At 65.1% G+C, this 22,788-nt stretch carries 23 protein-coding genes; 13 read left to right on the plus strand and 10 right to left on the minus strand.

All coding sequences use genetic code 11. The features are described from left to right. Positions 1-33: 33 nt before the first annotated feature. The 3 genes from IAE37_RS08545 to IAE37_RS08555 are packed head-to-tail and all read left to right on the plus strand — an operon-like array spanning position 34 to position 2,559. Positions 34-1,341 (plus strand): flavohemoglobin expression-modulating QEGLA motif protein, encoded by a 1,308-nt coding sequence (locus IAE37_RS08545; protein ID WP_201172258.1) that lies wholly within the window; start codon positions 34-36, stop codon positions 1,339-1,341. Further along, positions 1,313-2,236, plus strand: a complete 924-nt coding sequence (locus tag IAE37_RS08550) for an alpha/beta hydrolase (RefSeq protein WP_201172260.1) — start codon at positions 1,313-1,315, stop codon at positions 2,234-2,236. The genes IAE37_RS08545 and IAE37_RS08550 overlap by 29 nt, the downstream gene beginning before the upstream one ends. Continuing rightward, positions 2,233-2,559, plus strand: a complete 327-nt coding sequence (locus tag IAE37_RS08555) for a hypothetical protein (protein WP_201172262.1) — start codon at positions 2,233-2,235, stop codon at positions 2,557-2,559. Before IAE37_RS08550 ends, IAE37_RS08555 begins: the two co-directional genes overlap by 4 nt. Positions 2,560-2,647: 88 nt before the next feature. Here the strand turns inward: IAE37_RS08555 and IAE37_RS08560 are convergent, their stop codons facing one another. From IAE37_RS08560 to IAE37_RS08580, 5 genes are all read right to left on the minus strand, one after another. Continuing rightward, a complete protein-coding gene (locus IAE37_RS08560; protein ID WP_201172266.1) occupies positions 2,648-2,959 on the minus strand; it encodes a type II toxin-antitoxin system RelE family toxin in 312 nt (103 codons plus the stop codon). Continuing rightward, positions 2,919-3,197, minus strand: a complete 279-nt coding sequence (locus tag IAE37_RS08565) for a type II toxin-antitoxin system Phd/YefM family antitoxin (protein WP_201172268.1) — start codon at positions 3,195-3,197, stop codon at positions 2,919-2,921. Before IAE37_RS08565 ends, IAE37_RS08560 begins: the two co-directional genes overlap by 41 nt. A 143-nt stretch (positions 3,198-3,340) precedes the next feature. Beyond that, entirely contained in the window at positions 3,341-4,126 is a 786-nt protein-coding gene (locus IAE37_RS08570) for an OmpA family protein (protein WP_201172270.1), read from the minus strand. 50 nt (positions 4,127-4,176) lie between these two features. After that, positions 4,177-4,590 carry a DUF4398 domain-containing protein gene (locus IAE37_RS08575; RefSeq protein ID WP_201172272.1) on the minus strand — a complete coding sequence of 138 codons (414 nt, stop codon included), beginning with the start codon at positions 4,588-4,590 and terminating at the stop codon, positions 4,177-4,179. Between the two features lie 273 nt (positions 4,591-4,863). Further along, positions 4,864-5,208: a pilin assembly protein gene (locus IAE37_RS08580; protein WP_201172274.1), complete on the minus strand. Its 345-nt coding sequence runs from the start codon at positions 5,206-5,208 to the stop codon at positions 4,864-4,866. Between the two features lie 169 nt (positions 5,209-5,377). Between IAE37_RS08580 and ppc the strand changes: the two genes are divergently transcribed. The 7 genes from ppc (at position 5,378) to IAE37_RS08615 (ending at position 12,517) form a co-directional block, all read left to right on the plus strand. Then, a complete protein-coding gene (gene ppc / locus IAE37_RS08585) occupies positions 5,378-8,005 on the plus strand; it encodes a phosphoenolpyruvate carboxylase (RefSeq protein ID WP_201172276.1) in 2,628 nt (875 codons plus the stop codon). 257 nt (positions 8,006-8,262) lie between these two features. Continuing rightward, complete coding sequence (adk, locus tag IAE37_RS08590) at positions 8,263-8,913, plus strand: adenylate kinase (protein ID WP_016712963.1); 651 nt, start codon at positions 8,263-8,265, stop codon at positions 8,911-8,913. Between the two features lie 88 nt (positions 8,914-9,001). Then, positions 9,002-9,676, plus strand: coding sequence for a tRNA (adenosine(37)-N6)-threonylcarbamoyltransferase complex dimerization subunit type 1 TsaB (gene tsaB, locus IAE37_RS08595; RefSeq protein WP_201172278.1), 675 nt, complete (start codon positions 9,002-9,004; stop codon positions 9,674-9,676). 130 nt (positions 9,677-9,806) lie between these two features. Next, positions 9,807-10,094, plus strand: coding sequence for a hypothetical protein (locus IAE37_RS08600; protein ID WP_201172281.1), 288 nt, complete (start codon positions 9,807-9,809; stop codon positions 10,092-10,094). A 3-nt stretch (positions 10,095-10,097) separates the two neighbouring features. Next, positions 10,098-10,967, plus strand: a complete 870-nt coding sequence (locus IAE37_RS08605) for a DUF72 domain-containing protein (RefSeq protein WP_201172283.1) — start codon at positions 10,098-10,100, stop codon at positions 10,965-10,967. Positions 10,968-10,996: 29 nt separating this feature from the next. Next, positions 10,997-11,827, plus strand: a complete 831-nt coding sequence (locus IAE37_RS08610; RefSeq protein WP_201172285.1) for an isocitrate lyase/PEP mutase family protein — start codon at positions 10,997-10,999, stop codon at positions 11,825-11,827. Between the two features lie 3 nt (positions 11,828-11,830). Next, positions 11,831-12,517: an extensin-like domain-containing protein gene (locus IAE37_RS08615; protein ID WP_201172290.1), complete on the plus strand. Its 687-nt coding sequence runs from the start codon at positions 11,831-11,833 to the stop codon at positions 12,515-12,517. A gap of 2 nt (positions 12,518-12,519) precedes the next feature. On the opposite strand, the gene IAE37_RS08620 is transcribed toward IAE37_RS08615, so the two are convergent. Continuing rightward, positions 12,520-13,140: an energy transducer TonB gene (locus IAE37_RS08620; RefSeq protein WP_201172294.1), complete on the minus strand. Its 621-nt coding sequence runs from the start codon at positions 13,138-13,140 to the stop codon at positions 12,520-12,522. A 103-nt stretch (positions 13,141-13,243) separates the two neighbouring features. Between IAE37_RS08620 and IAE37_RS08625 the strand changes: the two genes are divergently transcribed. After that, positions 13,244-14,020, plus strand: a complete 777-nt coding sequence (locus IAE37_RS08625; protein WP_201172297.1) for a class I SAM-dependent methyltransferase — start codon at positions 13,244-13,246, stop codon at positions 14,018-14,020. Here IAE37_RS08625 and IAE37_RS08630 read toward each other — a convergent pair. Continuing rightward, the gene (locus IAE37_RS08630; RefSeq protein WP_201172302.1) at positions 14,010-14,639 is read right to left on the minus strand and encodes a TetR/AcrR family transcriptional regulator; all 630 of its coding nucleotides are present in this window, start codon (positions 14,637-14,639) and stop codon (positions 14,010-14,012) included. The genes IAE37_RS08625 and IAE37_RS08630 overlap by 11 nt on opposite strands. A gap of 180 nt (positions 14,640-14,819) precedes the next feature. Between IAE37_RS08630 and IAE37_RS08635 the strand changes: the two genes are divergently transcribed. Both IAE37_RS08635 and IAE37_RS08640 read left to right on the plus strand, forming a co-directional pair. Beyond that, complete coding sequence (locus IAE37_RS08635; protein WP_201172303.1) at positions 14,820-15,920, plus strand: efflux RND transporter periplasmic adaptor subunit; 1,101 nt, start codon at positions 14,820-14,822, stop codon at positions 15,918-15,920. A 6-nt stretch (positions 15,921-15,926) separates the two neighbouring features. Then, positions 15,927-18,992 (plus strand): efflux RND transporter permease subunit, encoded by a 3,066-nt coding sequence (locus tag IAE37_RS08640; protein ID WP_201172305.1) that lies wholly within the window; start codon positions 15,927-15,929, stop codon positions 18,990-18,992. 135 nt (positions 18,993-19,127) lie between these two features. Here the strand turns inward: IAE37_RS08640 and IAE37_RS08645 are convergent, their stop codons facing one another. From IAE37_RS08645 to plsB, 3 genes are read right to left on the minus strand one after another with little or no spacing between them, the layout of a single operon-like run. Then, the gene (locus IAE37_RS08645; RefSeq protein WP_201172307.1) at positions 19,128-19,814 is read right to left on the minus strand and encodes a DUF4197 domain-containing protein; all 687 of its coding nucleotides are present in this window, start codon (positions 19,812-19,814) and stop codon (positions 19,128-19,130) included. Between the two features lie 34 nt (positions 19,815-19,848). Further along, the gene (locus IAE37_RS08650) at positions 19,849-20,247 is read right to left on the minus strand and encodes a YbaY family lipoprotein (RefSeq protein WP_201172309.1); all 399 of its coding nucleotides are present in this window, start codon (positions 20,245-20,247) and stop codon (positions 19,849-19,851) included. Next, positions 20,244-22,736, minus strand: coding sequence for a glycerol-3-phosphate 1-O-acyltransferase PlsB (gene plsB, locus IAE37_RS08655; protein WP_201172316.1), 2,493 nt, complete (start codon positions 22,734-22,736; stop codon positions 20,244-20,246). Before plsB ends, IAE37_RS08650 begins: the two co-directional genes overlap by 4 nt. Positions 22,737-22,788: the final 52 nt, after the last annotated feature.

Genomic DNA, 22,788 nt, shown 5'->3' on the forward strand with positions numbered 1-22,788 from the left:
GCCGCGAAGAGGCCCTATCAGCCGCTGCAAGACATGGCACTTTGTCCCAATAAGGAGTCCCCGGTGGACGAATACCAGCAAACCATCCGCGCCCTGTCCGACCGCATCGTCGCGGCGCAGACGCCGATCCGCGTCCTCGACGCGGTGAAGTGGGATGACAGCATCCGCCAGGGCTTTCTCAAGGCCAAGGGCAAGGAGCCGCCAGCGGTGGATCGAGCCTACTATCAGGCCCGCCCCCTCTCGTTCGACTCCAGCGCGGTGAAGGCCGAGTTTCAGGGCATCGAGCGCGACATCATCCGCCAACTGGGCCAGTTCAACCCGGTCGGGCAGATCATGAAGCGCATGTGCCGCGAGTACCGCATGGTGGTGCGCATGCTCGAGGCACGCGGTACCGAGGACTTCGGTCTGATCTCCCAGGAACTCTACGGTGCCGCCTCCGATGCCTTCCACGCCGGTGATCCGACCCTGGCCGACCTGGGCCTGATGCTCTCGGACTACCTGAACAACATCGACGGCCGTGGCGACCTCAAGGACGAACCGAAGAACCTCACCGCCAAGGAAGCCGTGGACATTCTCCAGCGGCGCCTGAACAAGGTGTTCGGCGAGGCTGAAGAGACCATCCGCGTGTTCGAGTCCGACGGTATCGTCGCCGACGCCGCGGCGGGCGCCGACTACATCAAGGTGCGCGCCGATGCCATGTTCAACAGCCGCGACGTGCGCGCGCTGGAGGTGCACGAGGGGCTGGTGCACGTCGGTACCACGCTCAACGGCCTCAACCAGCCGATCTGCACCTTCCTGGCCAAGGGCCCGCCCTCCTCGACGGTGACCCAGGAGGGCCTGGCGATCCTCATGGAGGTGATCGCCTTCGCCTCCTACCCCAGCCGCCTGCGCAAGTTGACCAACCGCACCCGCGCCATCCACATGGTCGAGGAGGGCGCGGACTTCATGCAGGTCTACGAATTCTTCCGCGCCCAGGGCTTCGAGATGGCGCAGAGCTACAGCAATGCCAGCCGGGTGTTCCGCGGTTCGGTGCCCAATGGCTTGCCATTCACCAAGGACTTGTCCTACCTCAAGGGCTTCATCATGGTTTACAACTACATTCAGTTGGCCGTGAAGAAGGGCAAGCTCGAGCAGATCCCGCTGCTGTTCTGCGGCAAGACCACCCTGGAAGACATGCGTACCCTGCGCCAACTGGTGGAGGAAGGGCTGGTGGAACCGCCCAAGTACCTGCCGGAGCAGTTCCGCGACCTCAACGCCCTGTCGGCGTGGATGTGCTTCTCCAACTTCCTCAACCACCTGAGCCTGGATCGCATTGAAGCCGACTACGCGAACATTCTCTGAACGCTGCCGCCTGCTGGCGCTGGCCGTGGCCCTGCTTGGCCTGGCCGGCTGCAGCAGCTTGCTGTTCTACCCCGAGCCCGGCCAGCCGTTCACCCCCGAGCGGGCCAAGCTCGAATACCGCGACGTCACCCTGACCACCACCGACGGCATCCGCCTGCATGGCTGGTGGCTGCCGGCCAAGGCTGGCGTCGAGGTCAAGGGCACGGTGCTGCACCTGCACGGCAATGGCGGCAACCTGGCGGGGCACCTGGGCGGCAGCTACTGGTTGCCTGAGCAGGGCTACCAGGTGCTGATGATCGACTACCGTGGCTATGGCCTGTCCGAGGGCAAGCCGAGCCTGCCTGAGGTGTACGCCGATATCGATGCGGCGATGACCTGGCTCGACCAGGCGCCGGAGGTCCGGGGCAAGCCGCTGGTGCTGCTGGGCCAGAGCCTTGGCGGGGCGATGGCGATCCACTACCTGGCGGCGCACCCCGAGCAAGGCAAGCGCTTCCAGGCCCTGGTGTTCGATGGCGTGCCGGCCAGCTATCGTGCGGTTGGCCGCTATGCCTTGAACACCTCATGGCTGACCTGGCCGCTGCAGGTGCCGCTGTCGTGGCTGGTGCCGGACGGTGACAGCGCGATCCGTTCCATCGAGCGCCTTACCAGCCCGCCGAAGCTGTTCTTCCACAGCATCGACGACAACCTGGTACCGATGGACAACGGCATCCGCCTGTACCAGCACGCGCCACCGCCGCGGGTGCTGCAACTGACCCGGGGCGGCCATGTGCAGACCTTCGCCGACCCGGTGTGGCGCCAGGTGATGCTGCGTTTCCTCGACGACCCCAGCCATTTCAACGGCCTGCGGCGGCTTGCCGAAGTGCCCAACTACCCTGATGAGAAGAACAAGCAATGAGTGAAGACCGCAACGCCATCCCGCTGATCCTGACCGGCGTCGGCAGCATCATCGTGACGGTGGGGGCCCTCTGGTACTACGGCTACCTGCATTTCGCCAAACCCGAGGATGCCCTGTTGCTGCAGGACTACACCATGCTCAAGACAGTGCCGGGCGAGGACTACAAGGTTTCGCTGGACCCGGCACCGCAGGTGGCCCAGTGCGTCGATGGCGTGCTGGTGCTGTTTGATACCCAGCAGAAAGGCCTGACCGGGGTGCTGGTGGACAACCACAAGCGAGCGGTGCGCTGCATGGGCGAGGACACGCCGCAGCAGGTGCAATGAGCCAAGTGCGTCATCGGCTGCACCGGCCCTTTCGCGGCTGAAGCCGCTCCTACAGGGGCTCGCCCGCAACGATGGCGCGGTTTCGCATTCAATTCAATCTGCCCTGGGCAGCATCATAGACATCGCCTCGTTCTCGCTTGCCGACGGCGAGGACGATCACCACCACCCGCGTGTCTATAACCTGATAAACCAGACGATATCCGGCTGATCGCAGCTTGATCTTGTAGCAGTCCTGCATGCCGGACAATCTGTCTTTTTCCACTCTCGGTTGGGCCAGGCGTTCCTTCAATTTCCGGGCAAACTGGAGCTGTAGCTCGCCATCGAGCTTGCGAAACTCCTTGTGTGCCCGGACCTCGAATTCAAGTACGTAGCTTTTTACTGGCTTCGGCGATGAGTTCATCGATGTCCACTTTTACAGTGGGCCCACCGCGCCGCTGGCGCACGAGCTCAGCGAGTTGCATGTCGTCGATCAGTTCCATCATCGCTTCGTAACGTTCCGGCGGTACCGCGTAAAACGCCGGCTCATTGCGATTGAGGATGACCACGGTTTCACCGGCAGCTTCACGGATGGTACCCATGGGGTCTTTTTTCAAATCGGTGATGGATGCTGCCAGATCGGCGAGGACTGCGTAGGTCATAGTTGTATCAACCCGTGAGGGAGTTTGTCGGTGTACAGATTCTAGTGCTTTGAGTGGTGCTTTTAAAGGTGCCTTTATCGGGCTTCAGGAAAGAAAAACCCCGCCACGAAGGCGGGGTTTTCGTTTTCAGCCAGCCGAGTCGCTTAACCCTGGCTAACCGAACGCGGTGCCACCGGCTGGTTGTCGTTGGAGATGGTCACCTCCACCCGGCGGTTCTGCGCACGGCCCGAGTTGCTGGAGTTGTCCGCGACCGGATACTCCTTGCCATAGCCCTGGGCGACGATGCGTGCTGGGTCTACACCGGCACGTACCAGCGCCATGCGTACGCTGTTGGCACGGCGCTCGGACAGGCTCTGGTTGTAGTTGGCTGAACCGACACTGTCGGTATAGCCCTCGACGATCACCTTGCGCTCAGGGTTTTCCTGGAGGAACTGGGCGAGCTTGGTGATGTTGGGGAAGGCACTGCTCTTGAGTTCGGCCTTGTTGAAGTCGAACAGCACATCGCCGAAGGTCACCAGGGTGCCGCGGTCGGTCTGCTTGGCGTTGAGGCTTTCCTGCAGCTTGGCGATCTGCGCGTCACGCGCATCGAGCTTGGCCTGGGCGCGCTGGGCCGAGGCGTTTTTCAGCTCGCCTTCGGCGGTGCGCAGGGCGATGGTCTGCTTGGCCACTTCCACGCGTTGGTTGGTCAGATAGGCCAGTTGGTCGACCTTCTTAGTGTCCTCGCGCTCCATGAAGGCCTTGTCGGCCTTGTTCAGCCAGTCTTGGGCGTCCTTGGTTTCCAGCGCGGCGACCTTGCTCGACTGCGGGTCGCTCTGCAGCGAGGAGAAGTTGGTGCGGGCCGACTCCAGGTTCGGGTTCGGGTCGTGCGAGCAGGCAGCGAGACCGACACTCAGGGCCAGCAGGGCGGGAATCATGACGTAGTTGCGCATAGTGTTCATCCTTTGATCGTTGGCTAAGGCTGGGTTTGGCAGGGCAGGCCTCATTCGGCGCTGCGCAGGCCTTCCTCACGTACGTCCTGAACGCCCTGGCGGGCATCCTGCACGGCCTTCTGGGCCTTGGCAGCCTGGGCCTTGCGCTCGGCGACGCGGGCGTCCCACTCGGCCTGTTCGGCCAGACGCTTGGCTTCGTCGTACTTCTTGTCGTGCATGGCGATTTCGGCTTGCTTGAACTTGTCCTGCGCCGACTTCATCTCGACGGCGGCGAACTCGGTGCCGCCCGCGCTGACGGCAGAGTTCACGGCGGACTGGGTCACGGCGTACTGCTCGGTCGGCGGGTTACCGGCACAGCCGGCCAGGACCAGGCTACTGCCCAGGGCCAGCGCGGCCAGCTTGAACCCGCGCACGTGAGTGGATGGGGATTGCAAAGTGCGGGTCTTCATGGTGGTCAGCTCCATTGGATCACTCCTGATAACGACGATGTCCGTAGCAGTCCATCGCTCAATCCCTGACATTCCGTGCGCTTCAGCCGAACGGTGCACAACGGCAGTGTGCAGGGTTTTAGCGTGATGGCTATTGGCTCGGACTGGGTGGTTTTTCCAATGGTTCCGAAAAATTACACATCGAGTGTCAATTATTTCTGACTGATCAGTCAGTGATCAGGCCCAGCGAGTGCGGGCCCGGATGCGGGTTTGCGAGCCGTTCCAGGCAGGCAAACCCTTGGATTTTAGTCATTTTTCGCTGTTGTCGGGGGTGTTGCTGAGCGCATGCAGGTGGCGCCGGGAGAGCGTCAGGAAACGCGGGGTGGAACCGACGTCCTCATACATCGGGTCGCCTTCCTCGTCGGTGGCGATCACGTGCGTGCCCTGCACATAGGGGAAGCTGGCTTCCAGCTCCTCGAGCGCGGCGGCGACCAGCTCGCCGAGCAGTTCCTCGGCTTTGCGCTTGGGGTACATCTCGATCAGCGCGGCCAGGCGCGCCTCGGACTCAAGGTCCAGGTGCAGCACGTGGCTGGTCGGGCTCATGCGCCCGGCGGCGTTCTGGTCCCAATGTTGCGCGAGTTCACGGATTTTCATGATGACCTCTGTCTACGCCTCGAAAGGCTGCATTGCATGGGAGTGCTCTGCATTCACTTTAGTTTGCTTTGGCTGATCGCGGCTTGCCACGGTGCCCCGGCTGTGGGCACTCTTGGGCCAGTGCTGATGACAACAAGCGTGCGGGCAAGCCGCGCCGAAGAGAGGGCCAATGACCGATATCGATGTGCGATTGCGTGAAGATGTCCATCTGTTGGGGGATTTGCTCGGCGAGACCATTCGCCAGCAGCACGGCGACGCGTTCCTTGGCAAGATCGAGGACATCCGCCACAGCGCCAAGGCCGACCGACGCGGCGCCGCCGAGCAGTTGAGCTCGACCTTGGCCAACCTTGGCGAAGACGACCTGTTGCCGGTGGCCCGGGCCTTCAACCAGTTCCTCAACCTGGCCAACATGGCCGAGCAGTACCAGTTGATCCGCCGGCGCGATGCCGACCAGCCGGAGCCGTTCGAGGCGCGGGTACTGCCGGAGCTGCTGGCGCGCCTGAAGCAGGCTGGCCACGGCAATGACACGCTGGCCCGGCAACTGGCCAAGCTGGACATCCAGCTGGTGCTCACCGCGCATCCCACCGAAGTCGCACGGCGCACGTTGATCCAGAAGTACGACGCCATCGCCGGGCAATTGGCTGCCCAGGACCACCGCGACCTGACCGAGGCCGAGCGCCAGCAGGTGCGCGAGCGCCTGCGCCGGCTGATCGCCGAGGCCTGGCATACCGAAGAGATCCGTCGTACCCGACCGACCCCGGTGGACGAAGCCAAGTGGGGCTTCGCGGTCATCGAGCACTCGCTGTGGCAGGCGGTACCTAGCCACCTGCGCAAGGTCGACGCGGCGTTGTTCGAGGCCACCGGCCTGCGCCTGCCGCTGGAGGCCGCGCCCATCCGCTTCGCCTCGTGGATGGGCGGCGACCGGGACGGCAACCCCAACGTCACGGCGGCGGTGACCCGGGAAGTCCTGCTGCTGGCGCGCTGGATGGCCGCCGACCTGTTCCTGCGTGACATCGATGCACTGGCCGCGGAGCTGTCCATGCAACAGGCCAGCAGCGCCGTGCGCGAGCGTGTGGGCGACAGCGCCGAACCCTATCGTGCACTGCTCAAGCAGTTGCGTGACCGTCTGCGGGCGACCCGCGCCTGGGCCCACGCCTCGTTGGCCGGCCGCCAGGCGGCCAGCAGCGAAGTGTTGACCGATAACCGCGACCTGATAGCCCCGCTCGAGTTGTGCTACCAGTCGCTGCATGAATGCGGCATGGGCGTGATCGCCGATGGGCCGTTGCTCGATACCCTGCGCCGCGCGGTGACCTTCGGCCTGTTCCTCGGGCGTCTGGACGTGCGCCAGGATGCCGCCCGGCACCGTGACGCGCTGTCGGAAATCACCGATTACCTCGGTCTTGGCCGCTACGCGGACTGGGACGAGGAGCAGCGCATCGATTTCCTCCAGGCCGAGCTGAAAAACCGCCGCCCGCTGCTGCCGGGGCACTTCAAGCCCCAGGCCGACACCGCCGAAGTGCTCGCCACCTGCCGCGAGATCGCTGCGGCCCCGGCGGCCTCGCTGGGGTCCTATGTGATTTCGATGGCGGGGGCGGCTTCTGATGTGCTCGCCGTGCAACTGCTGCTCAAGGAAGCCGGCCTGACCCGGCCGATGCGCGTGGTGCCGCTGTTCGAAACCCTGGCCGATCTGGACAACGCCGGCCCGGTGATGGAGCGCCTGCTCGGCCTGCCGGGCTACCGGGCCGGGCTGCGCGGCCCGCAGGAAGTGATGATCGGTTACTCCGACTCGGCCAAGGACGCCGGCACCACCGCCGCCGCCTGGGCCCAGTACCGTGCCCAGGAGAACCTGGTGCGCATCTGTGGCGAGCAGCAGGTCGAGCTGCTGCTGTTCCATGGCCGAGGTGGCACCGTCGGTCGCGGCGGCGGCCCGGCCCATGCCGCGATCCTGTCGCAGCCACCGGGTTCGGTGGCGGGGCGTTTCCGGACCACCGAGCAGGGCGAGATGATCCGCTTCAAGTTCGGCTTGCCCGGTATCGCCGAGCAGAATCTCAACCTCTACCTGGCGGCGGTGCTCGAAGCCACCCTGTTGCCGCCGCCACCGCCGGAGCCGGCCTGGCGTGCACTGATGGACGAGCTGGCTGCGGACGGTCTGAAGGCCTATCGCGGCGTGGTGCGCGAAAACCCGGACTTCGTCGAGTACTTCCGCCAATCGACCCCTGAGCAGGAGCTTGGCCGCCTGCCGCTGGGCAGCCGCCCGGCCAAGCGTCGCGCAGGTGGTATCGAGAGCCTGCGGGCCATCCCGTGGATCTTCGGCTGGACCCAGACGCGCCTGATGCTGCCGGCCTGGCTGGGCTGGGAGACGGCCTTGAGCAACGCCCTGGCGCGTGGCCAGGGCGATCTGCTGGCACAGATGCGCGAGCAGTGGCCGTTCTTCCGCACCCGCATCGATATGCTCGAGATGGTCCTGGCCAAGGCCGACGCGCAAATTGCCGAAGCCTACGACGAACGTCTGGTGCAACCGGGGTTGCGTGCGCTGGGCGCGCATCTGCGCGACCTATTGTCGCAGTCGTGCCAGGTGGTGCTGGGCCTCACTGGCCAGCCGGTGCTACTGGCGCATAGCCCAGAGACGCGGGAATTCATCAGCCTGCGCAATACCTACCTGGACCCGCTGCACCGCCTGCAGGCCGAGCTGCTGGCACGTTCGCGCAGCCGTGAAGCCGCTCTGGACAGCCCATTGGAGCAGGCCTTGCTGGTGACCGTGGCCGGTATCGCCGCAGGCCTGCGCAACACCGGTTGAGGCAGCCGAGGCATCGCTTCATGCGGCGCTGAGTGGGGGGTGACGAGGAGGGCAGGAGGGTGGTTGCGCCAGGCGCAACCACTTGCCGGCGAGGGCGCGAATGGCACATTCCTGCAACTTTGTGGCGCTTGTCTGGCTGCCGAGCGCTGTGTATCTTGAGCAGCCTTTCGACCGATTTATGGTCTTACCCGATTTTCCGGACTTGGCCCTGGTTGCCGAATCCATTGAATTTCATAAAAAAATTTGAGGAGCACAAGATGCGCGTAATTCTGCTGGGAGCTCCCGGGGCCGGTAAAGGTACTCAGGCAAAATTCATCACCGAGAAATTCGGTATTCCACAGATTTCCACCGGTGACATGCTGCGTGCCGCGGTCAAGGCCGGCACCCCGCTGGGCCTGGAACTGAAGAAGGTCATGGACGCCGGCCAACTGGTCTCGGACGAGCTGATCATCAGCCTGGTCAAGGAGCGCATCGCCCAGCCGGACTGCGCCAACGGCTGCCTGTTCGACGGCTTCCCACGTACCATCCCTCAGGCTGAAGCCATGGTCGCCGCAGGTGTCGATATCGACGCCGTGGTCGAGATCGCCGTCGACGACGAAGAGATCGTCGGCCGCATGGCGGGCCGCCGTGTGCACCTGGCCTCGGGCCGCACCTACCACATTCAGTACAACCCGCCGAAAGTGGAAGGCAAGGATGACGAGACCGGCGAAGACCTGATCCAGCGTGACGACGACAAGGAAGAGACCGTGCGTCATCGCCTGTCGGTCTACCACAGCCAGACCAAACCGCTGGTCGACTTCTACCAGAAGCTGTCGGCTGCCAATGCCGGCAAGCCGAAGTACAGCCACATCGAAGGCGTCGGTTCGGTCGAAGCCATCACCGCCAAGGTACTGGCAGCCCTGAGCTGATCCAGCACCGTGCGTCACGACGGCCCGCTTGCGGGCCGTTGTCGTTTATACTGCCGCTCTTTTCCCTCGCCCTCTGGAAACCCGTTCGATGACCACCCTGCTGGCCCTGGATACCGCCACCGAAGCCTGTTCCGTCGCATTGCTGCATGACGGCAAGGTAACCAGCCATTACGAGGTGATCCCGCGCATGCATGCGCAGAAGCTGCTGCCGATGATCAAGCAACTGCTTGCCGATTCCGGCGTGGCGCTCACTGCCCTGGACGCCATCGCCTTTGGCCGTGGCCCGGGGGCGTTCACTGGCGTGCGCATCGCCATTGGCGTGGTCCAAGGTCTGGCCTTTGCCCTGGAACGCCCGGTACTGCCGGTGTCCAACCTGGCGGCGCTGGCCCAGGGCGCGCTGCGTGAGCACGGGGTGCAGCAGGTGGCAGCGGCCATCGATGCGCGCATGGACGAGGTGTACTGGGGTTGCTACCAGGCGGTGGCAGGGGAGATGCGTTTGCTCGGCAACGAGGCGGTGCTACCGCCAGAGCGAGTGGCCCTGCCCGAAGGCTGCAGCGGCGACTGGTACGGTGCCGGTACCGGTTGGGGGTATGGCGAACGCCTCGCGGTCAAGGCCTGTGCCACGAATGTCGGTGCCTTGCCCCATGCCCAGGATGTGCTGAGCCTGGCCAGCTTTGCCTGGGCACGCGGCGAGGCGATTGCCGCCGAGCAGGCGCAGCCGGTGTATCTGCGCGATAATGTAGCTACTCCGAAGGCGCGTTGAGGGTTGCCCGTCGGTTATTGCCGGTCACGATAAAACCTTTTTCCCGAACTGTGGTCCAGTTATCACGCGGGCATTAGCGAAGGATTCCTGGTGCTGCTAAATTGCCACTATTGGTCCTGAGTGCTCCTTCATGCGTATCGATGGCTTCTCATCGCAGTCCTATCCGATCAAGCGCCCACCGCGCAAGGCAGCGGTGCGCGACGAAAGCATCGATGACGCCGAGCTGGTCGAAGAGGCCGAAGTCGCCCAGGCTGCGCCTGTACGGCCACGTGGCGCTGCGCTGCCCGCCCGCCAGCAAGACATGGTCTTCCCGCGCGCATGTGACCGACGCACTGCCCGTGCGCTGGCCAGTTACCTGAGCACCGCCGGCTTCAATGACTGGGACATGGAAGTACTGGGGCTCGACCTGTACATTTGATGGATGAATTCATCACCTCTGCCTTATTTCCTGGGTTGTCCGTCCTGGAGCGAAAACGCCTGGCGTGATTACCTGTATCCCGCCGACGCCAACAGCAATGAGATGCTCGGTTTGTACAGCCAGGTGTTCAATGCCGTCGAGGGCAACACCACGTTCTATGCTCGCCCTGCGCCCACCATCCTGGCGCGTTGGGCGCAGGCCATGCCGGCGCATTTCCGCTTCACTGCCAAGTTTCCCCGCGATATCAGCCACGAGGGTGACTTGCGTGACCAACTGGAGCCTGCCTTCGACTTCACCCGCCTGATGGCCCCTCTGGGCCAGCGTGTGTCGCCCTACTGGCTACAGCTGCCGGCGCAGTTCAGCCCCGCACGGCTGGGCGAGCTGTGCCATTTTCTCGACGAGATCGGCGTGCCGGTGGCGGTGGAGGTACGCAATCAGGCGTTCTTCGCCAAGGGCGAGGAAGAGCGCCTGCTCAACCGGCTGTTGCACGAGCGCGGCGTGGAACGCATCTGCCTCGACCCGCGCGCGCTGTTCAGCTGTACCTCGCGCGACCCTGCGGTGCTGCATGCGCAGTCGAAGAAGCCCAAGGTGCCGCCCCGCCCGGCAGCATTCACCCTGCACCCGCAGGTGCGCTTCATCGGCCACCCGGAGCTTGCGTCCAACGAAACCTTCCTCACGCCCTGGGTCGAGAAAGTCGCGGCCTGGATCGAAGAGGGGCGCAGCCCCTATGTATTCCTGCATACCGCCGACAACCGGCTGGCTGCCGCGCTGGCCCAGCGTTTTCACCAGCGGTTGATGGCGCGCCTGCCGGGCCTGCCTGCGCTGCCGGAATTGCCGCGCGCGCCCGAGGTCGAACAACTGGGGCTACTCTGACCATTCCCTGCCCCCCGGAGGTTGCGACCATGGATGTACAGACCCTGCGAGCCGAGGCCTTCAAGGCATTGCACGAACGTGATGGCGCTTTCGTCATCCCCAACCCCTGGGATGCGGGCTCCGCCAAGTTGCTGGCCAGCCTGGGCTTCGAGGCGCTGGCCAGCACCAGTGCAGGCCTGGCCTTCAGCCTGGGGCGCCCGGATGCCGAAGGCGCCCTGAGCCTGGACGAGACCCTGGACAATGCCGCAGTGATCGTCGATGCCACGCCGTTGCCGGTGGCCGCCGACCTGGAAAATGGCTTTGGCGATCTGCCCGAGGACTGCGCCCAGACCATCCTGCGGGCCGCCGAAACGGGGTTGGTCGGCGGATCGATCGAAGACGCCAGTGGTCGCAGCGACGCCCCGATCTACGACTTCGAGCTGGCCGTGTCGCGGGTGCGCGCTGCCGTGCAGGCCGCACGCAGCCTGCCATTCCCCTTCACCCTGTGCGCCCGTGCGGAAAACCTGCTGCACGGGCGCATGGACCTGGATGACACCATCCTGCGCTTGCAGGCCTTCGCCGAGGCCGGGGCCGACGTGCTCTATGCCCCGGGCCTGCGCAGCGTCGACGAGGTGCGCGCGGTGGTCCAGGCGGTGGCACCGAAACCGGTCAACGTGCTGATGGGCCTGGCTGGCGTACCCTTGAGCGTCAACCAGCTGCAAGACCTCGGCGTGCGGCGCATCAGCGTCGGATCGTCGATGGCGCGCGCCGCGCTGGGCGCCTTGCAGCGCGCAGCATTGGAGATTCGCGACCAGGGCACCTTCGGCTACGGCGAACAGGCGCTGCCGTTCGCGCAGCTCAACGACCTGTTCCGCCGCTGAACCATGCGCTGGCTGGCGCTGCTGCTCGGCCTGGGACTGGCCGCGGGCCTTGCCTGGCAGCAGGGCTGGCGGCCGCCTTCGGCCTGGAACCCCTGGGCGCCACTGGATGTACGCCAGCCGCCCAACCTGCTGACCTCCTACAAGCTGTCACGCCTTGCCGATGACCCGCAGCTGTGCGAGCAAGCCTTGCACAGTTCCAACCTGCGCTACCGGGCCCAGGCTGATAGCCCGGCTTCCGCCACCTGCCCGCTGCGCAATGTGTGGCGCATCGAGGGTGGCGAAGCGCGCCTGTCCAGCAGCTTTCTGGCCAGTTGCCCGTTGGCGGTGGCCTATGCGCTGTTCGAGGTGCATGGCCTGCAGCCAGCGGCTCAGCGGGCGTTTGGCCAGTCGGTGGTGCAGGTCGATCACCTTGGCAGCTTTGCCTGTCGCAATGTGTACCACCGTGCCCAGGGCCGTCTCAGCCAGCACGCCACGGCCAACGCCCTGGATATCAGTGGCTTTCGCCTGAAGGATGGCCAGCGCGTGGTATTGGCGCGGGACTGGCAGGGCGAGGGGCGCAAGGCGAACTTCCTGCGCGAGGTGCGGCAAGCGGCGTGCGAGGTGTTCGGCACCGTGCTGGGCCCGGACTACAACGCCGCGCACCACAATCACTTTCACCTGGACATGGGGCGCTGGCAGGTCTGCCGCTGACTTCAGGCGTAGGCGCGGACATTGTTCAGCACCACCGGGCGCGCCCAATGGGTGTCGAACTCCAGGTCCTGTTGCTGGCGCGCCAGGGTGGCGTCATCGAAGGGTTCGGCGGCAGGCGGCAGCAGGTCCGTCTCGAATTCGGCGATCGGCAGGAACAGCGGACGCGTGGCCGGTGCCGGGCCGGGTTCCGGCTGATCCTGGCCCTGGCTCATGACCACCGGGCGCAACCAGCTGTTGTTGACGTCGAGCTGGCGTTGCTGCTCGATCAGCTCGGCGGTGCTGTAGGGTTCGGCGGCGGGTTCGAGTAGGTGGGCTTCCAGTTCCGCCTTGGGCAGGAACAACGGCTCGGGTGGGGCGACTTCGCTGTCCTGGACGTTGCAGGCGCGCTGCGCGTCGATCAACGCCAGCGCGCGGGCGCCGCCGATGGGTTCGCCACTTTGCGTGTCGTACTGCTCCAGTGCCTGGCTGAAGGTGTCGGGCTCCTGCACCGGTTGCTCGGCCATGGCGCGGGCAAAGAAATCCTGCCACAGGTGGCTGACGCCCCCGAGTGCCTGGGTATTCTGCTGGCTGTAGTTGCCGACAGTCGACAGGTAGGTCAGGCCGATGGAAAGAGTTTCTGACATGGCAGTCGGGCGCGTTGTGCTCTGGCAGAATAGCGGGATACTGCCTGTATCGGCCGCCGTGGCCGATACATTAATGGCTGGGTTCAATTTTCAGGTGTGAATGATGGAAGAGCAGGGCACAGGTATCCGGGTCGAGGCACTGTCGGCTGAATTCGAGGCGCAGGCTGCCGCATGGGCAGGGCGTCTCGCGTTGCCGCTGCAGGATGACGCCGCCGGGTTCGCCGTGCAGGTGGGCGCTGAGGGGCTGCAGATCCAGCAGCTCGGCCCGCAGGCACCGGGGCCGGTGCGGGTGGACTTCGTCGAAGGCCAGGCGGCGCATCGGCGCCAGTTCGGTGGGGGTAACGGGCAGATGATCGCCAAGGCCGTGGGCATTTCCCAAGGGGTGCGGCCACAGGTGCTCGATGCCACCGCAGGCTTGGGCAAGGATGCGTTCGTGCTGGCCAGCCTGGGCTGCCAGATGACCTTGATCGAACGCCAGCCGCTGATCGCCGCGCTGCTGGAGGATGGCCTGGCACGTGGGCGCCTGGACGAAGAAGTGGCTCCCATTATCGGGCGCATGCGCCTGCTGACCGGCAACGCCATCGAGCGCATGCGTGCCTGGGAGGGCGAGCCGCCGCAGGTGGTCTATCTCGACCCGATGTTCCCGCACCGCGACAAGAGCGCGCTGGTGAAGAAGGAAATGCGTGTGTTCCGGCCCTTGGTGGGTGATGACCTCGACGCCCCGGCGTTGCTGGAGGCGGCATTGGCCCTGGCCAGCCACCGGGTGGTGGTCAAGCGCCCGCGCAAGGCGCCGATCATCGACGGGCCCAAGCCGAGCCATAGCCTGGAGGGCAAGTCGAGCCGGTATGACATCTATCCCAAAAAGGCCCTCAAGGCCTGAACGCCCTCAGAAACACCCCGACCACTTCACGTACATGCGCCTCGGCTTCTGGCCCTTCCAGCGGCCCCGCGCACCCCAAGAGCAGGCGATAATCCGGCGCGCCTTTGACCAGGCAGAAGAAGTGCTCGGCCGCGCTCAGCGGGTTGTCGATACGTAGCAAGCCGTGCGCGTCCATCTGGCGCAACAGCCCCTCCATCCCCGCCAGCACACGCTTGGGCCCAGCCTCGTAGAAATACTCGCCAAAGCTCGGGTCGAGGCTGCCCTGGGCCATGATCAGCCGGCTGAGCTTCACCGCCTCGTCACTGCTGATCAATGCCTGGAAGCCTCGGGCAATATTGAGCAATACCTCTTCTACCGGCACCCCTTCGGGGTACTCGAACAGCAGGTCGGGCAACTGGATCTGACAGGTCGCCATGACCGCCGAGCAGAACAGCGTCTGTTTGTCGGTGAAGTGGCTATAGACCGTGAGCTTCGAAACACCTGCCGCCGCAGCGACCGCATCCATGCTGGTGTTGGCGTAGCCGAGGCTGAGGAACAGCGATTTGGCCGCCTCGAGGATGGCTTCGCGCTTGGCCAGGTCCTTGGGCCGGCCTGGGCCGTTGGGTGCGTCGTGGGACATTGGAATCCGAGTGTGGGGAAGTAGGCGACCATCTTACCGGCTCGGGGGCGATCCGGCTGCAATCGATGCCCGGCGTTAATGGGGTTTTTCTTGTGCTGGCCGGCTTCCCGGCGTTGTTTGGCTGATTTAATATACTCGCCAGTATAAATATTCGACGTGCTCTTCGCGAAAGGATGCATCATGCTGCGTCAAGCCTTGTTCTTCACTGTACCGGCGCTCGCCGGCCTGTTGCTCGCCGCCTGCGGCCAGGAAGCTGCGGCACCGGCGGCGCCACGCCCGGCCCTGGTGGTGCAGCCGCAGCCGTTGGAGGCCGGTGCCGATAGCTACCCCGGCGAAGTGCGGGCGCGCTTCGAGCCGGAGCTGGCCTTCCGCATTGCCGGCAAGGTCAGCCGGCGCCTGGTCGAGGAAGGGCAACGGGTCAAGGCAGAACAGCCGCTGGCCGAGCTCGATCCGCAGGATGTACGCCTGCAACTGGAGGCCAACCGCGCCCAGCTGGCAGCCGCCGAGGCCAACCTGTCGCTGGCGCGCGCCGAGCGGGATCGCTACCAGAAGCTGCTGGAACGGCAGATGGTCAGCCATTCGCAGTACGACAATGCCGAGAACCTCTACCGCGCCGGGCTCGCCAGGGTGAAGCAGGCCAAGGCCGAATTCGACGTGGCGGGCAACCAGGCGGGCTACGCCGTGCTGCGTGCACCGCAGGCCGGGGTGATCGCCAAGCGTCAGGTCGAGGTCGGCCAGGTGGTCGCCGCTGGGCAGACGGTGTTCACCCTGGCCGCCGATGGCGAACGCGAAGTGGTCATCAGCCTGCCCGAGCAGCAGTTCGCCCACTTTGCCGTGGGCCAGGCCGTCAGCGTAGAGCTGTGGTCCCACCCCAACGAGCGCTTCGAAGGGCGCATTCGTGAACTGTCGCCGGCCGCGGACCCACGCTCGCGCACCTTCGCTGCGCGTATCGCCTTTACGTCGGCCAAGGTGCCGGCCGATATCGGCCAGAGCGCCCGGGTGTACATCGCTCATGCCATGGGGGTGCCGCTGGCGGTGCCGTTGTCGGCGGTCAACGCGGAGAACGGCCAGGCCTACGTCTGGCGGGTCGACCCGCAGCACCGCCTGGAACGGGCCCCGGTGCGCCTGGGGCCGTATGGCAGCGAGCGGGTGCCGGTGCTTGCCGGGCTGCAAGCCGACGACTGGATCGTCGCAGCGGGCGGCCATGTGTTGCGTGAGGGGCAAGAGGTGCGGCCGGTGGATCGCAGCAACCGGGTGGTGAACCTGAAGGCCAAGGAGTAAGTCGCGATGGGTTTCAACCTTTCCGCGTGGGCGCTGCGCAATCGCCAGATCGTGTTGTTCCTGATGATCCTGCTGGCCGCCGTGGGCGTGATGTCGTACACCAAGCTGGGCCAGAGCGAAGACCCGCCGTTCACCTTCAAGGCCATGGTCATCCAGACCTTGTGGCCAGGTGCAACGGCCGAGGAGGTGTCGCGCCAAGTCACCGAGCGCATCGAGAAAAAACTGATGGAAACCGGCGAGTACGAGAAGATCGTCTCGTTCTCGCGCCCGGGCGAGTCCCAGGTCACGTTCATGGCGCGTGACTCGATGCCATCCAAGGACATTCCCGAGCTGTGGTACCAGATTCGCAAGAAGGTCGCGGACATCCGCCACACCCTGCCGCCGGAGATCCAGGGGCCATTCTTCAACGACGAGTTCGGCACTACTTTCGGCAATATCTATGCGCTGACCGGTGAGGGTTTCGATTACGCGGTGCTCAAGGACTATGCCGACCGTATCCAGATCCAGCTGCAACGGGTCAAGGATGTGGGCAAGGTCGAACTGATCGGCCTGCAGGACGAGAAAGTCTGGATCGAACTCTCCAATCTCAAGCTCGCCACCCTCGGCGTGCCGCTGGAGGCGGTGCAGCAGGCATTGCGCGAGCAGAACGCAGTGAGCACTGCAGGCTTCTTCGAAACCCCGAGCGAGCGCTTGCAATTGCGTGTGAGCGGGCGTTTCGACAGCGTCGAGCAGATTCGCCAGTTCCCCATCCGGGTGGGCGACCGCACCCTGCGCATCGGTGATGTAGCCGAGGTGCACCGGGGCTTCAATGACCCACCGGCCCCGCGCATGCGCTTCATGGGCGAGGACGCCATCGGCCTGGCGGTGGCGATGAAGGATGGCGGCGACATCCTGGTGCTGGGCAAGGCCCTGGAGGTCGAGTTCGAACGCCTGGCGCGCAATCTGCCGGCGGGCATGGAACTGCGCAAGGTGTCGGACCAGCCGGCGGCGGTCAAGGCCGGGGTCGGCGAGTTCGTCCAGGTGTTGGCCGAGGCACTGGTCATCGTGTTGCTGGTGAGCTTCTTCTCGCTGGGCTTGCGTACCGGCCTGGTGGTGGCCCTGGCCATTCCGCTGGTACTGGCCATGACCTTCGCTGCCATGCACTACTTCGGCATCGGCCTGCACAAGATCTCGCTTGGCGCGCTGGTGCTGGCCCTGGGGCTGCTGGTGGACGATGCGATCATCGCCGTGGAGATGATGGCGATCAAGATGGAGCAAGGCTACGACCGCCTCAAGGCGGCAAGCTTCGCCTGGAGCAGCACGGCTTTCCCGATGCTGACCGGTACGTTGATTACCGCTGCGGGCTTCCTGCCGATCGCCACGGCGGCGTCGAGCACCGGCGAATACACGCGCTCGCTGTTCCAGGTGGTGACCATTGCCCTGCTGGCATCCTGGGTAGCGGCGGTGATGTTCGTGCCTTACCTGGGCGAGCGGCTGCTGCCGGACCTGGCCAAGCTGCATGCGCAGCGCCATGGCCGCGACGGGCAAGCGCCAGACCCCTATGCAACGCCGTTCTACCAACGCGTGCGGCGCCTGGTGGAGTGGTGCGTGCGCCGGCGCAAGACGGTGATCCTGCTGACCCTGGCAGCGTTCGTCGGCAGCTTGCTGCTGTTCCGCTTCGTCCCCCAACAGTTCTTCCCCGCCTCAGGGCGCCCTGAACTGATGGTCGACCTGAAGTTGGCCGAAGGGGCCTCGCTGGCCAACACGACCGAGCGGGTCAAGCAGCTCGAAGCCATGCTCAAGCAACAGCAGGGTATCGACAACTATGTGGCCTATGTCGGCACCGGTTCGCCGCGCTTCTACTTGCCGCTGGACCAGCAGTTGCCTGCGGCGAGCTTCGCTCAGTTCGTGGTGTTGGCCAAGTCGATGGAAGACCGCGAACACCTGCGCAGTTGGCTGATCGAGACGCTGGACCAGCGCTTCCCCGACCTGCGCGGGCGCGTCACGCGCCTGGAGAACGGCCCACCGGTAGGCTACCCGGTGCAGTTCCGGGTCACGGGGGAACATATCGAAGAGGTGCGTGCCCTGGCCCGCCAGGTGGCGGAAAAGGTGCGCGAGAACTCCCATGTGGTCAACGTGCACCTGGACTGGGAAGAGCCGAGCAAGGCGGTGTACCTGAACATCGATCAGGACCGCGCACGGGCGCTGGGCGTGAGCACCGCGCACCTGTCGAGTTTCCTGCAGAGCTCGCTCACCGGCAGCTCGGTGAGCCAGTACCGCGAAGATAACGAGCTGATCGAGATCCTTCTTCGCGGCACGCCACGCGAGCGCACCGAGCTGGCCAACCTCGGCAGCCTGGCGCTGCCTACCGACAATGGCCGGAGCGTGGCGCTGTCACAGGTGGCGACGCTGGAATACGGCTTCGAAGAAGGCATCATCTGGCACCGCAACCGCTTGCCGACGGTGACCGTGCGCGCCGACATCTACGGCCAGGAGCAGCCCGCCACGCTGGTCACGCAGATCGAGCCGAGCCTGGCGACGATCAAGGCCAAGCTGCCCGATGGCTACTTGCTGGAGGTGGGCGGCACGGTCGAGGATTCGACGCGTGGGCAGAAGTCGGTGAATGCCGGCATGCCGTTGTTCGTGGTGGTGGTGCTGAGCTTGCTGATGATCCAGTTGCGCAGCTTCTCGCGCACGGTGATGGTGTTCCTCACCGCGCCCCTGGGGCTGATCGGCGTGACCCTGTTCCTGCTGGTGTTCCGCCAGCCGTTCGGCTTCGTCGCGATGCTCGGGACTATTGCCCTGGCGGGCATGATCATGCGCAACTCGGTGATCCTGGTGGACCAGATCGAGCAGGACATCGCCGCCGGGCTGGACCGCTGGCAGGCGATCATCGAGGCCACCGTGCGACGCTTCCGACCCATCGTACTGACCGCGTTGGCGGCGGTGCTGGCGATGATCCCGTTGTCGCGCAGTGTGTTCTATGGGCCGATGGCGGTGGCGATCATGGGTGGGTTGATCGTGGCCACGGCGCTGACGCTGCTGTTCCTGCCGGCGTTGTATGCGGCGTGGTTCAGGGTCAGGAAGGGTTGACGGTTTGCTGGAAGGGCGTTGCCCTCCTTTCGCGGCACGAGGCCGCTCCTACACACGATGCATGTAGGAGCGGCCTTGCCGGGGCGCCGGACCGGCCGGATGGGGCGCCTAGCGGCCCCCATAGGCTCAGGCGCCTCAGATAGCTCCGAAGACCTTCTTGGCCAAGCTGGTAGCCGCCTGCGCCGGGTTCTGGCGAATGCTCTGTTCTTCCTTGGCGATCATCTCGAACAGGCCGTCCAGGGCCTTCTCGGTCACGTAGTTCTCGATGTTGGCGTCTTCCTTGATCAGGCCCAGGCCCTTGGCCTGGCCGGCGAAGGCGTTGTACTGCTGGGCTACGCCGACCTTGTCGGTGGCCTGCTTGACGATCGGCAGGAACTTGGCGCGGATCTGCTCGCGGCTGCTCTTGTCCAGGTACTGGGTGGCCGAGTCGTCACCGCCGCCGAGGATGCCCTTGGCGTCGGCCACGCTCATTTTCTTGACCGCGTCGACGAGGATCGCCTGGGCCTGCGGCACCGCCGCTTCGGCGGCGGCGTTCATGCTGTTTTCCAGGGCATCGACCTTGTCGCCCTGGCCGAACATCTTCATCGCCTTGGCTGCCTTGCCGAGCTTGCCGGGCAGCTCGATGCGCACATCCGGGTTGTCGCTGAAGCCACCGGGGGTGCTCAGTTGCTTGACGGCCAGCTGCGCGCCCTGGGTCAGGGCATCCTTGAGGCCGGCGCTGGCGTCGGACTGGGAGAGGTCGCCCAGCGACAGGGCCATGGCGCTGGCCGAGAGCATCAGGCCGGCGCACAGGGAGGTGAAGCGCAGGGTGGAGCGGATCATGTGTACTTCCTTATCGACGAATGGATACGGGGGTTCAGCGAACCGGGTCGACCTTGACCCGTATCGGTTGCGGGTCGCTGCCATCGAGCAGCACGCCGTGGTGTTCGGTGTTGACGAACAGCAGCTTGCCGTCCAGCTTGATGCGCGCACTCAGCGCATAGCGGTGCCCGGGCTTGACCTGGGCCGGATCGTAGCTGAGACGGAACGGCAGCGGCACGTTGCCCTTGATCGGGCCGACCTGGCTGGCCAGGGTCACGGCCGGGGCGTCCATCAGCGACACGTCCTGCAGGCTCACACTGAGGGTCGCGGCCGGTGGTAGGGCGATGCGCTGCAGGTAGAAGACTTCGCCTTCGAGTTGCGCTTGGCGCGCCGGTTCATGGCTTGAGCAGGCCGCGAGCAGGGCGGCGCAGAACAGCATCAGGTGTTTTTTCATGGGGCCTCCGGTGAGCTGGGAGCAGGGGCATCGTGATGCAGCGCGACCTGACGGATCGACAGGCGCAGTTCGGCAGACAGCACGCGCTTGGCCACACCTTCGGTGAGTTCGCCGAGCTGGTCATGGTAGCCCAGCTTGCCGTTCCCGTCGGCGCGCAGTACGCCCTGCTGGAGCAGGGTCTGGATGAAGTGGCGGAACAAGGTCTTGTCGAAGAACTCGGGTGCGTTCAGGCCATGCAGGATCGATAGGCGCTGGGCCATCATCACGCACAAGTCTTCGAGTGCTTCGGCGCTGAGGGTGTGCTGGCCGCTGTTGAGCAGCAACGAGGTGGCCATGTAGAAGCGCTGCAGGGTCTGGGTGATGGCCCGGGCCAGCAGGGTCAGCAGGACGAACTGACGCGAGCTGGGGGCTGGGCGCATGAACACGTCGCCGTCGCGGCGCAGCAGGCCCTGATCGACCAGGGCCGCCAGCCACTGGTCGATCACCTCGTCCAGTTGCTCCGGCGTCCAGCGCAGGAACAGTTCGGCCTGCAGGTAGGGATACAGCGCATGCACGTACTGGCCAAGCAATTCGCGGCTCATCCGCGAGCTGCTGAGGAAGAAGCTCGCCAGCAGCGCAGGCAGGGCGAGGATATGCAAGACGTTGTTGCGGTAGTAGGTCATCAGTACCGCGTTGGCTTCATCCAGGTAGAGGATGCGACCCAGGGCGTCCTTCTGCTCGGCCAGCAGGTCCATGCCGCGGACATGCTCGATCAGCGCCTGGCCGTCGCCCTCGGGCAAGGTGGTGTGCGCGGAGTAGGGCACTTGGCGCAGCAGCGTCAGGTACAGGTCGAGCACACGGACCAGGGCGCGTTCGTCGAGGGCCAGGCGGCTGGTGGACAGCAGCGCCAGGGCGACCAGATTGACCGGGTTGATCGCGGCCGCCTCGTTGAGGTGGCGCGCCACCGTTTCACCCAGGCGGGTGGTGGTCTCGTTGAGCCAGGCCGGGCGGAACTGCGGGCCAAGCGCTTGCTCGCGCCAGCCGGGTTGCTGCTGGTCGAGGAAGCCGGCCAGGCGGATCGGCTCGCCGAAATTGACGTAGACCTGGCCAAAACGCTGTTTCAGCGCGCCGATCACCTTGAAGATGTCGAAGATCGATTCCTTCTTCTTGCTCGCACCGCGCAACTCGCCCAGGTAGGTCCGGCCTTCAAGCACCCGTTCATAGCCGATGTACACCGGTACGAAAACGATAGGCGTGCGCGAAGAGCGCAGGAAGCTGCGCAAGGTGATCGCCAGCATGCCGGTGCGTGGCTGCAGCATGCGCCCGGTGCGCGAACGCCCGCCCTCGACGAAGTACTCCACCGGGAAGCCCTTGGTGAACAGGGTGTGCAGGTACTCGTTGAACACCGCCGTGTACAGCGGGTTGCCCTTGAAGGTGCGGCGCATGAAGAAGGCCCCGCCACGGCGCAGCAGCCCGCCGATCACCGGCATGTTGAGGTTGATCCCGGCGGCGATGTGCGGCGGCGTCAGGCCGTTGCGAAACAGCAGGTACGACAGCAGCAGGTAGTCGATGTGGCTGCGGTGGCAGGGGACGTAGATCACTTCGTGGCCAGGAGCGATGCCTTGCACCTGCTCGATGTGGTTGACCTTGATGCCATCGTAGATCTTGTTCCAGAACCAGCTCAGCACCACTTCCAGGAAGCGGATGGCGGTGTAGGTGTAATCCGAGGCGATCTCGTTGCCATAGCGCAGGGCCTGGGCCTCGGCCTTGGCCACCGGGATGTTCTCGCGGGAGGCTTCCTCGCCGATGGCCTGGCGCACCAGCGGCGCGTGCACCAGGCCCTTGACCAGGTTGCGACGGTGCGAGAGGTCCGGGCCGATGACGGCGGTCTTGAGGTTGCGAAAATGCACGCGCATCAGGCGCTGGGCCATGCGCACGGTGCGCTCGTGGCCCTTGTTGTGCGCCACCAGTTCGCGCAGGTGGATGGGGGCCGAGAACTGCACGCGGGTCTTGCGGCCGAGAATGAGGATGGTCAGCAGCCGGCGCAGGCGGCCGGTGACCGCCCAGCTATCGGCGAACAGCAGCTTCCACGGGCTCGACTCGCTGGCTGGCGTCTGGCCCCAGAACACGCTCACTGGAATGATCTGCGCATCTTCCTCGGGGTGCTCGCTCACCGTCGTGACCAGGCGTTGCAGAGTGGGCGGGGCGCCGCGTTTGTCCTGGCGGCCGAGCCAGTCGGGTTCGGGCGTCAGGTAGAAGAAGGCCGCCGGCTCCTGCTTGCCGCCGACGTTCACCGGCAGTACCGGGCGTGGCAATCCGGCCTTGGTGCATTCGCGGTCGATCACCGCCAGGTCGGTCAGCGACGGCGAGGGCAGGGCGTAGAACACCGGGCGGCTGCGATCGAGCTGCAGGGTCAGCGACGATTGGTTGATGGTTTCGGAGCGCACCCACAGGTACAACAGGCGACGCAGGCCGCCGAAGATCAGGCGGCGCAGGGGGGAACGGGTCATGGGGTGAGTGCCCTGGGATGATTTTCAGTGAGTATGCAGCCAGTTAGTCTGC

This window comes from Pseudomonas sp. S31, from assembly GCF_016648105.1.
GTDB lineage: Bacteria > Pseudomonadota > Gammaproteobacteria > Pseudomonadales > Pseudomonadaceae > Aquipseudomonas.

Excerpts from the sequence above, each read along its gene's own strand:
- plsB (WP_201172316.1), bottom strand. The coding sequence starts at position 22,736 with ATGACCCGTTCCCCCCTGCGCCGCCTGATCTTCGGCGGCCTGCGTCGC.
- IAE37_RS08565 (WP_201172268.1), bottom strand. The coding sequence starts at position 3,197 with ATGACCTACGCAGTCCTCGCCGATCTGGCAGCATCCATCACCGATTTG.
- IAE37_RS08645 (WP_201172307.1), bottom strand. The coding sequence starts at position 19,814 with ATGATCCGCTCCACCCTGCGCTTCACCTCCCTGTGCGCCGGCCTGATG.
- adk (WP_016712963.1), top strand. The coding sequence starts at position 8,263 with ATGCGCGTAATTCTGCTGGGAGCTCCCGGGGCCGGTAAAGGTACTCAG.
- IAE37_RS08605 (WP_201172283.1), top strand. The coding sequence starts at position 10,098 with ATGAATTCATCACCTCTGCCTTATTTCCTGGGTTGTCCGTCCTGGAGC.
- IAE37_RS08545 (WP_201172258.1), top strand. The coding sequence starts at position 34 with ATGGCACTTTGTCCCAATAAGGAGTCCCCGGTGGACGAATACCAGCAA.
- IAE37_RS08575 (WP_201172272.1), bottom strand. The coding sequence starts at position 4,590 with ATGGAGCTGACCACCATGAAGACCCGCACTTTGCAATCCCCATCCACT.
- IAE37_RS08650 (WP_201172309.1), bottom strand. The coding sequence starts at position 20,247 with ATGAAAAAACACCTGATGCTGTTCTGCGCCGCCCTGCTCGCGGCCTGC.
- IAE37_RS08600 (WP_201172281.1), top strand. The coding sequence starts at position 9,807 with ATGCGTATCGATGGCTTCTCATCGCAGTCCTATCCGATCAAGCGCCCA.
- IAE37_RS08640 (WP_201172305.1), top strand. The coding sequence starts at position 15,927 with ATGGGTTTCAACCTTTCCGCGTGGGCGCTGCGCAATCGCCAGATCGTG.
- IAE37_RS08610 (WP_201172285.1), top strand. The coding sequence starts at position 10,997 with ATGGATGTACAGACCCTGCGAGCCGAGGCCTTCAAGGCATTGCACGAA.
- IAE37_RS08620 (WP_201172294.1), bottom strand. The coding sequence starts at position 13,140 with ATGTCAGAAACTCTTTCCATCGGCCTGACCTACCTGTCGACTGTCGGC.
- IAE37_RS08625 (WP_201172297.1), top strand. The coding sequence starts at position 13,244 with ATGGAAGAGCAGGGCACAGGTATCCGGGTCGAGGCACTGTCGGCTGAA.
- IAE37_RS08580 (WP_201172274.1), bottom strand. The coding sequence starts at position 5,208 with ATGAAAATCCGTGAACTCGCGCAACATTGGGACCAGAACGCCGCCGGG.
- tsaB (WP_201172278.1), top strand. The coding sequence starts at position 9,002 with ATGACCACCCTGCTGGCCCTGGATACCGCCACCGAAGCCTGTTCCGTC.
- IAE37_RS08560 (WP_201172266.1), bottom strand. The coding sequence starts at position 2,959 with ATGAACTCATCGCCGAAGCCAGTAAAAAGCTACGTACTTGAATTCGAG.
- IAE37_RS08635 (WP_201172303.1), top strand. The coding sequence starts at position 14,820 with ATGCTGCGTCAAGCCTTGTTCTTCACTGTACCGGCGCTCGCCGGCCTG.
- IAE37_RS08615 (WP_201172290.1), top strand. The coding sequence starts at position 11,831 with ATGCGCTGGCTGGCGCTGCTGCTCGGCCTGGGACTGGCCGCGGGCCTT.
- IAE37_RS08570 (WP_201172270.1), bottom strand. The coding sequence starts at position 4,126 with ATGCGCAACTACGTCATGATTCCCGCCCTGCTGGCCCTGAGTGTCGGT.
- ppc (WP_201172276.1), top strand. The coding sequence starts at position 5,378 with ATGACCGATATCGATGTGCGATTGCGTGAAGATGTCCATCTGTTGGGG.
- IAE37_RS08630 (WP_201172302.1), bottom strand. The coding sequence starts at position 14,639 with ATGTCCCACGACGCACCCAACGGCCCAGGCCGGCCCAAGGACCTGGCC.
- IAE37_RS08555 (WP_201172262.1), top strand. The coding sequence starts at position 2,233 with ATGAGTGAAGACCGCAACGCCATCCCGCTGATCCTGACCGGCGTCGGC.